At 69.9% G+C, this 13601-nt stretch carries 14 protein-coding genes; 13 read left to right on the forward strand and 1 reads right to left on the reverse strand.

What is annotated here, in order from left to right:
* From xpsF to pncB, 13 genes are all read left to right on the forward strand, one after another.
* The gene (gene xpsF, locus PDM28_RS03145) at positions 1-1221 is read left to right on the forward strand and encodes a type II secretion system protein XpsF (RefSeq protein ID WP_311183803.1); all 1221 of its coding nucleotides are present in this window, start codon (positions 1-3) and stop codon (positions 1219-1221) included.
* A gap of 10 nt (positions 1222-1231) precedes the next feature.
* The gene (gspG, locus tag PDM28_RS03150) at positions 1232-1666 is read left to right on the forward strand and encodes a type II secretion system major pseudopilin GspG (protein WP_102946357.1); all 435 of its coding nucleotides are present in this window, start codon (positions 1232-1234) and stop codon (positions 1664-1666) included.
* Positions 1667-1759: 93 nt separating this feature from the next.
* Positions 1760-2182 (forward strand): type II secretion system protein XpsH, encoded by a 423-nt coding sequence (xpsH, locus tag PDM28_RS03155; RefSeq protein WP_311184632.1) that lies wholly within the window; start codon positions 1760-1762, stop codon positions 2180-2182.
* A complete protein-coding gene (gene xpsI, locus PDM28_RS03160) occupies positions 2179-2601 on the forward strand; it encodes a type II secretion system protein XpsI (RefSeq protein ID WP_311183804.1) in 423 nt (140 codons plus the stop codon). Before xpsH ends, xpsI begins: the two co-directional genes overlap by 4 nt.
* Positions 2598-3230 carry a type II secretion system protein J gene (locus PDM28_RS03165; RefSeq protein WP_311183805.1) on the forward strand — a complete coding sequence of 211 codons (633 nt, stop codon included), beginning with the start codon at positions 2598-2600 and terminating at the stop codon, positions 3228-3230. Before xpsI ends, PDM28_RS03165 begins: the two co-directional genes overlap by 4 nt.
* Positions 3227-4087, forward strand: a complete 861-nt coding sequence (locus tag PDM28_RS03170; protein ID WP_311183806.1) for a type II secretion system minor pseudopilin — start codon at positions 3227-3229, stop codon at positions 4085-4087. Before PDM28_RS03165 ends, PDM28_RS03170 begins: the two co-directional genes overlap by 4 nt.
* The gene (locus tag PDM28_RS03175) at positions 4084-5256 is read left to right on the forward strand and encodes a PilN domain-containing protein (protein WP_311183807.1); all 1173 of its coding nucleotides are present in this window, start codon (positions 4084-4086) and stop codon (positions 5254-5256) included. Before PDM28_RS03170 ends, PDM28_RS03175 begins: the two co-directional genes overlap by 4 nt.
* Entirely contained in the window at positions 5231-5962 is a 732-nt protein-coding gene (gene gspM / locus PDM28_RS03180; protein ID WP_102946362.1) for a type II secretion system protein GspM, read from the forward strand. Before PDM28_RS03175 ends, gspM begins: the two co-directional genes overlap by 26 nt.
* Positions 5952-6767, forward strand: coding sequence for a hypothetical protein (locus tag PDM28_RS03185; RefSeq protein WP_311183808.1), 816 nt, complete (start codon positions 5952-5954; stop codon positions 6765-6767). Before gspM ends, PDM28_RS03185 begins: the two co-directional genes overlap by 11 nt.
* Positions 6768-6776: 9 nt before the next feature.
* Positions 6777-8978 (forward strand): type II secretion system secretin GspD, encoded by a 2202-nt coding sequence (gene gspD, locus PDM28_RS03190; protein WP_311183809.1) that lies wholly within the window; start codon positions 6777-6779, stop codon positions 8976-8978.
* 72 nt (positions 8979-9050) lie between these two features.
* Entirely contained in the window at positions 9051-9908 is an 858-nt protein-coding gene (locus PDM28_RS03195) for a glycosyltransferase family 2 protein (RefSeq protein ID WP_102946365.1), read from the forward strand.
* Complete coding sequence (locus PDM28_RS03200; RefSeq protein ID WP_311183810.1) at positions 9905-10735, forward strand: glycosyltransferase family 2 protein; 831 nt, start codon at positions 9905-9907, stop codon at positions 10733-10735. Before PDM28_RS03195 ends, PDM28_RS03200 begins: the two co-directional genes overlap by 4 nt.
* Before the next feature lie 47 nt (positions 10736-10782).
* Positions 10783-11958 carry a nicotinate phosphoribosyltransferase gene (gene pncB / locus PDM28_RS03205; protein WP_311183811.1) on the forward strand — a complete coding sequence of 392 codons (1176 nt, stop codon included), beginning with the start codon at positions 10783-10785 and terminating at the stop codon, positions 11956-11958.
* A gap of 6 nt (positions 11959-11964) precedes the next feature.
* Here pncB and PDM28_RS03210 read toward each other — a convergent pair whose 3' ends face one another.
* Entirely contained in the window at positions 11965-13281 is a 1317-nt protein-coding gene (locus PDM28_RS03210) for an NCS2 family permease (RefSeq protein ID WP_311184633.1), read from the reverse strand.
* Positions 13282-13601 lie beyond the last annotated feature (320 nt).

A 13601-nucleotide genomic window follows, 5' to 3' on the forward strand; every position in this document is an offset into this window, starting at 1 on the left:
ATGCCGCAGTACCGCTACAAGGCCCTCAACGCGCACGGTGAGCTGTTCGACGGCCAGATGGACGCCGCCAGCGAAGCCGATGTCGCCGCGAAGCTGCAGGACCAGGGGCACCTTCCGATGGAAGCGCGCCTCGCCGGCGAGGGTGGGGCGGGCAGTACCTCGTGGACCGCGCTGCTGCGGCGCAAGCCGTTCGACGGCGCCGCGCTGGTCCAGTTCACCCAGCAGCTGGCCACCCTGCTCGGCGCCGGGCAGCCACTGGACCGTGCGCTGACCATCCTGCTGGAACTGCCCGAAGACGAACGCAGCCGGCGGGTCATCACCGACATCCGCGACGTCGTGCGCGGCGGTGCGGCCCTGTCCACCGCGCTGGAACGCCAGCACGGGTTGTTCTCGCGGCTGTACATCAACATGGTGCGTGCCGGCGAAGCCGGTGGCAGCCTGCACGACACCCTGCAGCGGCTGTCGGACTATCTCGAACGCAGCCAGGAACTGAAAGGCCGCGTGATCAACGCATTGATCTACCCGGCGATCCTGTTGGCGGTGGTCGGTGGCGCGCTGCTGTTCCTGCTCGGGTATGTGGTGCCGCAGTTCGCGCTGATGTACGAAAGCCTGGACGTGGCCCTGCCGTGGTTCACCCAGTGGGTGCTCAACGCCGGCCTGGTGGTGCGCGAGGGCTGGCTGGCGATGATCGTGGTGCCGGCGCTGGCGCTGCTGGTGGTCGAGCGCAAGCTGCGCCAACCGGCCGCACGCCTGGCGCTGGATGGCTGGCTGCTGCAGCGCAAGGGCATCGGCGGGCTGATCGGCAAACTTGAAACCGCGCGCCTGGCACGCACACTCGGCACGCTGCTGCGCAATGGCGTGCCGCTGCTGTCCGGGCTGGGCATCGCGCGCAACGTGCTGGGCAACCGCGCGCTGGCCGCCGATGTCGATGTCGCCAGCGACGACGTCAAGAACGGCAACGGCCTGTCCGCCGCGCTCGGCAAGGGCAGGCGTTTCCCGCGGCTGGCGCTGCAGATGATCCAGGTGGGCGAGGAATCGGGCGCGCTGGATGTCATGCTGCTCAAGACCGCCGACACCTTCGAACAGGAAACCGCACGCGCCATCGATCGCCTGCTGTCGGCACTGGTGCCGGTGATCACGCTGGTGCTGGCCTCGGTGGTCGGCCTGGTGATCGTCGCCGTGCTGGTGCCGTTGTACGACCTCACCAATGCCATAGGCTGAAGGAGCTTCCATGATCCACCGTCGCACCCGTTCCCACTTCGCGTCGCCGCGCAACCAGTCGGGCATGAGCCTGCTGGAAATCATCATCGTCATCGTGCTGATCGGCGCGGTGCTGACCTTGGTCGGCAGCCGCGTGCTCGGCGGCGCCGACCGCGGCAAGGCCAACATCGCCAAGTCCCAGGTGCAGACCATGGCCGGCAAGATCGAGAACTACCAGCTCGACACCGGCAAGCTGCCGGCCAAGCTCGACGACCTGGTCACCCAGCCCGGTGGCAGCAGCGGCTGGCTGGGTCCGTACGCCAAGCCCGCTGAACTCAACGACCCGTGGGGCAATGCGCTGGAGTACCGCGCACCCGGCGAAGGCCAGCCGTTCGACCTGATCAGCCTGGGCAAGGACGGCAAGGTCGGTGGCAGCAGCTACGACGCGGACATCAAGTACGAGTAAGCGCGCTTGGGCCGTTCCGCAGCACCGTGCAGTCCTCGCAGGCGACGCGCCGCGCCGCAGCGTCGGGCCGTGCGCGGCGTTTCGCTGCTGGAAATGCTGCTGGTGGTGGCGCTCATCGCGATCATCGGTGCGGTCACCGCCACGGCCATGAATGGTGGCATCGACGGCATGCGCCTGCGCAATGCGGGCAAGGACATCGCCAGCCAGCTGCGCTACACGCGCACCCAGGCCATTGCCACCGGTGAACGCCAACGTTTCCTGATCGACCCGCAGGCGCGCACCTGGGAAGCGCCCAACGGGCGCCATGGCAGCCTGCCGGCCGCCATCGAGGTGCACTTCCGCGGCGCCGGCCAGGTCGCCGGCGTGGCCAGCGGCAAGGCCGGCATCGCCTTCCACCCGGACGGCGGCTCCAGCGGCGGCAGCATCGAGCTGGGCGTGCGCGACGCGCTGTGGCGCATCGACGTGGCCTGGATCACCGGCGAGGTGCGCTCCGGGCCGGTGCGGGGTGCGCAATGAAACGACAGCGCGGTTACTCGCTGCTGGAAGTGATCGTCGCCTTCGCGCTGCTGGCGCTGGCGCTGACCCTGCTGCTGGGCAGCCTGTCCGGCGCGGCGCGCCAGGTGCACGGCGCCGACCTGCGCACCCGCGCCACCCTGCATGCGCAGTCGCTGCTGGCCGCGACCGGGATCGAGGCACCGCTGCAGGTCGGGCGCACCCAGGGCGACTGGGAGGACGGCCGCTATCGCTGGGACCTGCAGGTCGAACCGTATGTCGACCCGCGCGTCGATACGCTGCAACCGGCCGCGGCCACCCTCGCCACCGGTCCCACCCTGGCCCAGCTGACCCTGCAGGTACGCTGGGGCGAGGGCAATGGCGAGCGCCTGCAGTGGCGGTCGCTGCGGCTGCTGCCCACCACCCCGGACGCAGCGCGATGAGCCGTAGTGCTGCCCGTGGCTTCACCCTGATCGAAGTGCTGCTGGCCACGGTGCTGCTGGTCGGCGGCCTGGCGCTGGCGTTCGCCACCGTGCGTTCGGCGATGAACATCGCCCAGCGCGGCGAGCGCGTGGCCGCGCAGAACGAGCGCATGCGCGCGGTGGAAGGCTTCCTGCGGCGGCGCTTGAGCATGGCCCTGCCGACCGCCGCCGAACCGCCCGATCCCACCCGCGAACCGCTGTACTTCCTCGGCGAACCGCAGCACATGCTGTTCGTGTCCGAACTGCCCGGCTACCTCGGTCGTGGCGGTTCGTACGTGCATGAGCTGCAGGTCAACCGCAGCGGCAATGACCTGCGCCTCGATGTGGCGCTGACCCTGGTGCAGAACGGCGAACGCATCGCCGAAACGCCGCCGCGCCCGCCGGAAATGCTGGCCGACGCCCTGCGCGAGGTGGCGTTCCGCTACCGCGGCATCGACCCGCAGAGCGGCCAGCTCGGCGAGTGGCAGACCCGGTGGGAGGACACCCGGCGCTTGCCGCTGCTGGTGGAAGTCCGCATCGTGCCGCTGCAGGGACCGGCGTGGCCGCCGATGGTCGCCGCGCTGTCGCAGGCGCGCGAGGCACGCCGATGAGGCGCACGCGCGGTGCCGCACTGGTGCTGGTGCTGTGGCTGATCGCGCTGCTCACCGCCGTGGTTGGTGCGTTCGCGCTCAGTGCGCGCATCGAACACCTGCAGCAACGGGTGATCGGCGACGATGCGATCGGCCAGGAACACGCCCGCGCCGGACTGGAGTACGCGCTGTTCCGCATGCGGCCCTCCGCGCTGCAGCCGTCCTGGCAGGCCGACGGCCGCCGCTACCGCTGGGAATTCGACGGCCGCCGCATCGACCTGCGGGTGGTCGACGAGAACGGCAAGATCAATCTCAACCTGGCCGACACCGCCCTGCTCGGCGGTTTCCTGCGCGCGCTGGACGTGGAGCCCGGGCGGGCCCAGCAGCTGGCCGGCGCGATCGCGGACTGGCGCGATCCCGACAACCTCAAGCAACCCGGCGGCGGTGCCGAAACAGCCGACTACCAGGCGGCCGGCCTGCCGTATGGCGCGCGCAACGGGCGCTTCGAGACCCTGGGCGAACTGCAGCGGGTCCTCGGCATGGATCCGGACCTGTATGAACGGATGGAACCGATGCTGACCCTGTACAGTCGGCAGTCGCGTCCGGATCCCCGTTTCGCGGCCGGGCCGGTGCTGACCGCGCTCGGGCTGGACGCCGAACCGCTGCTGGCCGAGCGCGAGCGCAGCGAGGCGGCGGGCGACGAAAACGTGACCGGCGCGCTTGCCAGTGGCAGCGGCACCTATAGTATCGAGAGCCGCGCGACGGACCCGCGCGGCCGGGTGTCGGTGCTGCGCGCGGTGGTACGCATGGGCGCGGCGGGCACGCCCGGAACGACATACACGGTACTTCGCTGGGAACAGGGAATGGCAGCTCGATGACGGTTTGGCGGGACAGTCTGGAACAGGCACGGGGACGGCTCGCGCCCGGCGTGGGCACTGGCCTGCGCTGGTGGCGGCGTTCGCTGCTGGCCTGGTTGCCGCTGCGCTGGCAGTGGGCGATGGGCTGGTCGCAGTCGCGGTTGCTGCTGTCGCGGCATGCCGAGCAGCTGGTGCTGCGCCGCGACACCGCCGAGCAGGTCCAGGCGGTGGCCGAACTGCCGTGGCCGACCGCGCCCGCCGATCTGGAGCGGGTGCTCGACGCGCGCCTGCGCGGACTGCCCCGGCACTGGGTATTGCCGGCCTCCGCGGTGCTGCGCCGCCCGCTGCGCCTGCCGGCCGCTGCCGCGCCGCGCCTGCGCGACGTGGTCGGTTTCGAGATCGACCGGCAGACCCCGTTCGAAGCCAGCCAGGTGCATTACGACGTGCGCGAACTGGGCACGCTGCCCGACGGCCAGCTGCAGGTGGAGCTGGTGGTCATTCCGCGCCAGGCGCTGGAGCAGTGGTCGCAGCAGGCCGGCACCTGGGCGCAGCAGCTGGCCGGGGTGGATGCCGACGATGGCCACGGCCAGCCGCTCGGCGTGAACCTGCTGCCGGCGACCCAGCGCCAGCTCACCCGCGACCCGATGCGGCGCTGGAACCTGCTGCTCGGCTGCGCCGCCGTGGTGCTGTTGGCGCTGGCCGCGACCCAACTGCTGGACAACCGCCAGGCCGCCGCCGAGCGCCTGCGCGAGCAGGTCGACGCGTCCGCGCGCGATGCCCGCCGCGTGGCCGCGCAGCGCCAGCAGCTGCAGGAGCTGGTCGACGGCGCCGCATTCCTGGAAGCCAAGCGCAGCGAGCACGCCAGCACCGTGGAGCTGTGGAACGAACTCACCCGCCTGCTGCCCGACGGCACCTACCTGGAAAAGCTGTCGGTGGAAGGCAACACCCTGCAGCTGATCGGCCTCAGCCGCGAAGCCTCGCAGCTGGTGCCGCTGCTGCAGGACTCGCCGTTGTGGCGCAAGGTCAACCTGACCGGCGTGCTGCAGGCCGACGGTGGGGCCGGTGGCCGCGACCGTTTCACTCTCACCGCCGAGCTGCAGCCGCTGCCCGGCGCACCGGACCCGGCCGCACCCGCCGCTGCCACGCCCGCCCCGGAGGTTGCCGATGGCAATGCCGCCGACACGCCGTGACCGCTGGCTGGCGCTGGGCCTGCTGCTGGCCGCGTTGGCGCTGGCCTACCTGCTGCTGGTGCACCCGTGGTTCACCCGCCCGCTGCTGGACATCAACCGCGACATTGCCGACACGCAGGAGCGCGAGCAGCGCGTGGACGCGCAGCTGCAGCAACGCGGCCAGGTGCAACAGCGGTTGCAGGAGGTGGAAGCAGCCCTGCAGGGGCGACCCGGCTTCCTGCGCGAACCCACCGCCGAATCGGCCGCGGCTGCGCTGTCCAGCCGCCTGCAGGACGCGGTCGCCTCGGCCAGCCCGGGCAACCGCAGCTGCACCATCAGCAACCGCTCGCCGCTGACCGATACCGCGCGCGACGCGCAGTTCCCGCGCGTGGCGCTGCAGGTCCGGCTGCGCTGCGGCGTGCCGGAAATGGCGGCGGTGCTGCACACGCTTGAAACCGGCAGCCCGCGCCTGTTCGTGAACAACCTCAACCTGCTGGCGCAGCGCTTCCAGGCCTCGCCGAATGAAAGCGGCACCGGCCTGGACGTGTCGTTCGAGCTGGTCGGCTACCTCAAACCCGGTGCCGGCACCGAAGCGATTGCCGCTCCGGCTGCGGCAGCGCCCGGCCCGGCCCCGGCCGGGCTGGAACCGGTAGGCTCGGCGATGGCCGCACCGACCGACCCCGGCGTTGCGCAACCGGTTGACGAGGGCACGATCATTGAAGATTGAACTGGCCTCCCTGCGCAGCTGGTGGCTCGGCGGCGTGGTCGCCTGGGCCGCCGCGATCTGGATCGCCACGCTGTTCGGCGTGGGCGGCCGCATCGCGCCGCCCGACGCCGGCGACCGCGTGCCGCCGGCATTGCCCACCTTGGCGCCGGCCGCGCCGGAACGGCTGGCCTCGGCCGAGTCCTACGCCGCCATCGGCGCGCGTCCCTTGTTTGCCGAAGACCGCAAGCCACGGCCGTACCTGCTCGGTGGCAGCGATGCCGGCAGTACGTCCAGCGCGGTCACCCTGACCGGTGTCCTGCTGACCTCCGAATTCGGCATGGCCATCCTCACGACTGACCAGAAGCAGTCGCTGCGCCTGCGCCTCAATGGCGAGGCAGTGAATGGTTGGCAGTTGGTGGCGCTGGAACCGCGCAGTGCCACCGTGAGTGGTCCCGGCGGCACCCAGACCCTGGAACTGGTGACCTTCAGCGGCCAGGGTGGCGAGCCGCCGACCGTGCTGGGAACGGCGGCCGGCGCGGGGCAGGGCAACGGCGTTCGCCCGCCGGCGCCGCCGCCGACCTCCAACCCGATGCCGCGCGTGCCACCGGCCTCCGCGCAGGCCGCCGAAGCGGCTGCGAACGCGGCCGCAGCCGCTGCTTCCGCCGCCGCTGCGGCGCAGACGCCGAACGCGCAGCCGCCCGCGCAGGGACCGAGCGAACAACAGATGCAAGCCATCCGCGCCCGCATCCAGGCGCGCCGCCAGCAATTGCAGCAACAGCAACAGTCGCAGCAGCCGCCGCCAGGCGGCTCCGGCCAAACCAAATAGAGTGAAAGCATGACATTGCGTCTTTTCTCCCTGTCGTTCGCCGTCGCCCTGCTTGCAGGCTGCGCTTCCGTGCCTGCCCCCGAAGTGCAGCGCAATGCGATCCTCACCGGCAAGCACCAGGTCGTGGCCGGCGACGGTTCGCGTGACGGCGTGGACGCGCAGCCGCTGGGCGACGGTGCCCCGCAGCCGGTGATCCGCCGTGGCAGCGGCACCATGATCAACCGCAGCGCGGCGGCGGCACCGTCGCCGGCGTTGTCGCAGGCGAGCACCGGCACCGCCACCTTCAACTTCGAAGGCGAGTCGGTGCACGCGGTGGTCAAGGCGATCCTGGGCGACATGCTCGGCCAGAACTACGTGATCGCCCCCGGCGTGCAGGGCACCGTGACCTTGGCCACGCCCAAGCCGGTGTCTTCGGCGCAGGCGCTGAACCTGCTGGAAATGGTGCTGGGCTGGAACAACGCGCGCATGGTCTACAGCGGCGGCCGCTACAACATCGTGGCCGCCGACCAGGCGCTGGCCGGCACCGTGGCGCCGAGCACCGCACCGGCCGCCAACGCGCGCGGCTTCGAAGTGCGGGTGGTGCCGCTGCAGTACATCTCGGCCACTGAAATGAAGAAGGTGCTGGAGCCGTACGCGCGGCCCAACGCGATCGTCAATGTCGACGGCGGCCGCAACGTGATCACCCTGGGCGGCACCCGCGCGGAGCTTGAGAACTACCTGCGCACGGTGGAGATCTTCGACGTGGACTGGCTGTCGGGCATGTCGGTGGGCGTGTTCCCGATCCAGACCGGCAAGGCCGAGCAGGTGGCCGCCGACCTGGAAAAAGTGTTCGGTGAAGAGAGCAAGACCCCCAGTGCCGGCATGTTCCGTTTCCTCCCGCTGGAAAACGCCAACGCCGTGCTGGTGATCACCCCGCAGGCGCGCTACCTGGACCAGATCCAGCAGTGGCTGGAGCGGATCGACACCGCCGGTGGCAGCGCGCGGCTGTTCTCCTACGAGCTGCGCTACATCAAGGCCAAGGACCTGGCCGAACGCCTGGCCGAAGCCTTCGCCAGTGAAAACGGGCGCGGGGGGCGGAGCTTCGACACCTCGCTGGCGCCGGGCGCGACCATCCAGAACCTGAGCAGCCAGGATGGCACCGGCGGCTCCAGCCTCAACAGCGGTAACGCCAGCACCGGTGGCACCAACCGCACCGGCGGCATGGGCGAAGGCACCATGAGCCTGCCGCAGCGCCAGTCCGGCAACGCCAGCTTCAACCTGGAAGTGCAGGGCGATTCGGTCGGCGTTTCCGCGGTCGAGGAAACCAACACGCTGCTGGTGCGCTCCACCCCGCAGGCCTGGCGGTCGATCCGCGAGGTGATCGAAAAGCTCGACGTGATGCCGATGCAGGTGCACATCGAAGCGCAGGTGGCCGAAGTGGCGCTGACCGGCGACCTCAGCTACGGCGTGAACTGGTTCTTCGAACAGGCGGTGCAGACCGGCAAGACCGAAAGCGGCATCGACCTGCCCAGCGCGCTGGGCCGTTCGATCTGGGGCAGCATTTCCGGCCGGGTCGGCGACACCGGGCTGGGCTGGACCTTCCTCGGCAAGAATGCGGCGGCGGTGGTGACCGCGCTGGACAAGGTCAGCAACCTGCGCCTGCTGCAGACCCCGTCGATCTTCGTGCGCAACAATGCCGAAGCCACCCTCAACGTGGGTACCCAGATCCCGATCAACTCGGTGTCGGTGAACACCGGCGTCGGTGGCGACAACACCTACAGCCAGGTCCAGTACCTGGACACTGGCGTGATCCTCAAGGTGCGCCCGCGCATCACCCGCGACGGCGTGGTGTTCCTGGACATCGTGCAGGAGGTCAGTTCGGCCGGCGCAATTCCGTCCGGTTGCGACCCGACCCGCACCACCTGCAACCCGCCGATCAACACCCGCAAGATCTCCACCGAAGCGGCGGTGCAGAGCGGCGACACCATCATGCTGGCCGGGTTGATCACCAACAACGACGAAACCGGCGCCGACGGCGTGCCGGGGCTGAGCCGGATCCCGGTGCTCGGCGCCCTGTTCGGCAAGAAGACCCAGGTCAGCGGGCGTTCGGAGGTGATCGTGCTGCTCACCCCGACCATCGTGCGCAACGCGCAGGAGTCGCGGAACCTGACCGACGAATACAGCAACCGCTTCCGCGCGATGGAGCCGTTCCCGGCCCGCCCGAAGCGCTGAACCGGCGGCGGCCGCGCGGTTGGCGGCCGCGCCTGCTACGCTGCGGGCACGACGCCGCGCAGAGGGGAAGGGATGGGGACGATCGTGTTGCTGCCGATCGCGGTCGATGACAGCGCCCTGGACCGCTGCCTGGCCGCGCTGGACGCCGGCAGTCCGCCTGGAACGCCGGTATGGCTGGCCGACGACGGCCAGGCCGGGCCGCGCGCGCAGGCGGTGATCGAACACTGGCTGGCGCACACCCCGCTGCGCGCCGAATACACCCGCCGCGCGCGCCCGATCGGCGAAGTCGCCCACCTGGATGAAATGCTGCGCGCCTGCGAAGGCAGCGACGTGGTGGTGCTGGCGCCGGACGCGGTGCCCGCGCCGGGCTGGCTGCAGCAGCTCGATGCGTGCTTCGCCCGCGATGCTTCGATCGGCTCGGCGACGCCGTGGTGCAACGCCGGCGAAACCGCCGCATGGCCGCGACTGGGCGAGATCGATCCGGTTCCAGAGAACCTGGACGCGATGGCCCAGGCCTGCGCGGCACTGCCCAGCCTGCACCCGGAGCTGCCCTCGGCGGTGACCCATGCGGTGCTGCTGCGGGCCAACGCGCGGCGCAAGGCGGGCGGCCTGGACATGCACAGCTATGCCTCGTGGAACGCGGCGCTGGTCGACCTGAGCCTGCGCATGGCCGGACTGGGCTGGCGCAACGCACTGTGCGAAAACGCCTTCGTGGCGCGCGAACGCGAGGCGCAGGCGCAGGACGGCGACATGGAGGCGTTGGGCACGCGCTGGCCGGCCTGGCAGCCGCGCCTGGCCGGGTTCCTGATGGGCGACCCGCTGCTGCAGCTGCGCCAGGACCTGCAGCGCCTGCACCAGCAGGCGATAATGCCGCGTTCCCAGGGCGATCTGTTCGCGTCGCCCGCCCCGCCCCCGGAGTCGTCGGTTTGAATCCCTGCATTGCCGTTGTGATCGTCAGCTACCAGAGCGCCAGCACCCTGGACGCCTGCCTGGCGCGGTTGCGCGCCGCCGCCGAGGTCGCCGAGATCCGGGTGGTGGACAACAATTCCGACGACGGCACGCTGGACATCGTGCAGCGCCATGCCAGCGCGGATCCGCGCGTGCGCTTCATCGCCAACCCGGACAACCCCGGCTTCGCGGCGGCCAACAACCAGGGCGTGGCCGACAGCCATGCGCCGTGGCTGGCCTTCATCAACCCGGACCTGATGGTCGGCCCCGATACGCTGGCGCTGCTGCGCGCGCGCGGGGAGTCGCTGGGCGACTGCGTGCTGGGCGTGGAGCAGGTCGACGAGCAGGGCCAGCCGGATGCGGCGGTGCGCCGTCGCGATCCGGACTTCGCGGCGATGCTGCGCCATCCGGGGCAGGGCGCGCGGCTGGCGATTGCGGCCGATCCGTCGCAGACCCTGCAGGTGGTGCCGGCGCTGTCGGGGGCCCTGCTGCTGATGCCCCGCGCGCTGTTCGAGCGCATCGGGGGCTGGGACGCGGGTTACCGGCTGCATGCCGAAGACCTGGACCTGTGCCGGCGCGCGCGCGAGGCCGGTGCGGTGGTGGCGATCGCCAACGATCTGCAGGTGGTGCATGTGCGCGGGGTGTCGAGCCGGTCGCGGCCGTTCTTCGTGGAGTGGCACAAGCACCGGGGCCTGTGGCGCTACTTCCGCAAGTTCGAGGCGCCGCGCCGCAACCTGGCGGTGCAGGTGGCGGTATGGGGGGCGATCTGGGCCCACGCCGTCGCGCAGGTGCCGAGGCTTCTGCGCTAGGTACCCGCCGATGGTGGGTACATGTTCCCGGGTGCATACTGCCCGGCATGATCATCCAATCGCTGCTCGACACCGACCTGTACAAATTCACCATGATGCAGGCGGTGCTGCACCAGCACCCCGGCGCGCAGGTGCAGTACCGGTTCAAGTGCCGCACGCCCGGCATCGACCTGGCGGCATACATCGACCAGATCAACGCCGAGATCGACCACCTGTGCACGCTGCGGTTCACGGCGGACGAGCTGGATTACATGCGCGGGCTGCGCTTCGTGAAGCCGGACTTCGCCGACTTCCTCGGCCTGTTCCACCTGGACCGCAAGTACATCGACCTGCGTGCGTCGCAGACGGTGCCGGGCGAGATCGAGCTGGACATCACCGGTCCGTGGCTGCACACGATCCTGTTCGAGGTGCCGCTGCTGGCGATCATCAACGAGGTCTGGTTCCGCAACACCAGCACGCCGGATTTCGCCGAGGGCGAGCGCCGCCTGCAGGCCAAGACCGCGCTGCTGCGCGACACGCCGGGCTTCGAGCTGTGCCGCATCGCCGACTACGGCAGCCGCCGCCGTTACTCGCGCGACTGGCATGCGCGCATGCTGCCGATGATGCGCGAGGCGTTGGGCGAACAGTTCGTGGGCACCAGCAACGTGCATTTCGCGCGGCTGTACGGGATGACGCCGCACGGCACGATGGCGCACGAGTACCTGCAGGCATTCCAGGCGCTGGGGCCGCGGCTGCGCGATTCGCAGGTGGCGGCGCTGGAGTCGTGGGCACGGGAGTACCGGGGCGACCTGGGCATCGCGCTGTCGGACGTGGTCGGGCTGGAGGCATTCCTGCGCGACTTCGACATGTACTTCTGCAAGCTGTTCGACGGGGTGCGGCACGATTCGGGCGACCCTTTCAGCTGGGGCGACCGGATGCTGGCGCACTTCAAGGAGCGGCGCGTGGACCCGCGCAGCAAGGTGCTGGTGTTCAGCGACGGGCTGAACATCGAGAAGGTGATGCGCCTGTTCGATTACTTCCGTGGCCGCTGCCAGGTGGCGTTCGGGGTCGGCACGCACCTGACCAACGACCTGGGCCCGACGCCGCTGAACATCGTGATCAAGATGGTCCGCTGCAACGGCCAGCCGGTGGCCAAGCTCAGCGATTCGCCGGGCAAGAGCATGTGCGACGACCCGGGCTACCTGGCGTACCTGCGCCAGGTATTCGAGTTGCCGCCGGAATAGAAAAAATTATTCGAGCGCGTACCGCGCCACGAACAATGCGGCCACCAGCCACACGGCCGGATGCACTTCCCGCCAGCGCCCGGTGCCGGCTTTCAACGCGGCATAGGCAATGAATCCGAACGCCAACCCGTTCGCGATCGAGTAGGTGAACGGCATTGCCAGCGCGCACAGCGCGGCAGGTACGGATTCGGTGAGGTCGTTCCATTCGACATCGACCAGCTCGCGCAGCATCAGCCCGGCAACGAACAGCAGCGCGGGCGCAGTGGCGTAACCGGGCACCATGCCGGCCAGCGGGGAGAACAGCAGGGCGGCGAGGAACAGGGCGGCCACCACCAATGCGGTAAGCCCGGTCCGTCCACCGGCCTGGACGCCGGAGGCGCTCTCGGCAAAGGCAGTAGTGCTGCTGGTGCCCAGCAGGGAGCCGGCGACAATCGCAGTGCTGTCGGCGAGCAGGGCGCGGCCAAACCGCTTCTGCGAACCGGGCAGCTTGAGCAGCCCGGCGCGGCCGACGACGCCATACAGGGTGCCGGTGGCGTCGAACACTTCGACCAGCACGAACACGAGCACGACCTGCAGGAGCACGGCGAGTGGTGCGCCGCCGTCGTGGTGGAGCAGGCCGGGCAGGTCGAGTTGGAGGAAGGTGGGGGCGAGGCTGGGCGGCAGGGAGACGATGCCGTGGTACTGGACGTTGCCGAGCAGCCAGGCGGCACCGGTGACGGCGAGGATGCCGATCAGGATGGCCCCTTTGATGCGGCGTGCTTCAAGGATGGAAATCAGCAGGAAGCCGGCGAGGGCGAGCAGGGGCGGGGCGGTGTTGAGCGGGCCGAGCGCGACCAGGGTGTCGGGGTTGGCGACGATGACGCCGGATTTCTGCAGGGCGATGATGGCGAGGAACAGGCCGATGCCTGCAACAATCGAGGCGCGCAGGGAGGCGGGAATGCCGGCCACGAGCCAGGCGCGCACGCCGGTCAGCGAAAGGGCGAGAAACACGAGGCCGGAAATGAAGACGGCGGCGAGCGCCTGCTGCCAGGGCAGGCCGGCGGCGCCGACGACGGTGAATGCAAAGAACGCATTCAAACCCATGCCGGGTGCCATGCCGACCGGGAAGTTGGCGGCAAACGCCATCACCAGCGAGCCCAGCGCGGCGGCCAGGCAGGTGGCAACGAACACGGCGCCCGGGTCCATGCCGGTGGTGGACAGAATGTCGGGATTGACGAAGACGATGTAGGACATCGTCAGGAACGTGGTCAGCCCGGCCAGCAGTTCGGTGCGCACGGTGGTGCCGTGCTTTTCGAGCTGGAACAGGCGTTCAAACAGTTTCATGGTGGGGGATCCATTGGAAAAGCAGAGCAACAGCAACAGCCCTCGTCTGGGGGCTTCACTGGTTAGGGCCGTCGGGGGTGGGTTTGCGGACGCCGTGAATCCGTCCATGGAGGCTAAGTCGCGGCATCCATGCCGCTCATTCCCCCGCAAACCCACCCCCGCCGACCCTCCGATAGTGCGGCGGTGAGTCGCTGAAACGCGGTAGCGCCGGGCTCTGCCCGGCTGCTCTTTCCAACCGCACGCGACAATTTATCGGGGCGGGCGGCGGGTAGCCCCCGGAGGGACGCTAGAAAACATGGATGTTTTCTAGCAGCCTACAT

It is taken from the genome of Stenotrophomonas aracearum (genome assembly GCF_031834615.1).
GTDB classification, from domain to species: Bacteria; Pseudomonadota; Gammaproteobacteria; order Xanthomonadales; family Xanthomonadaceae; genus Stenotrophomonas; species Stenotrophomonas aracearum.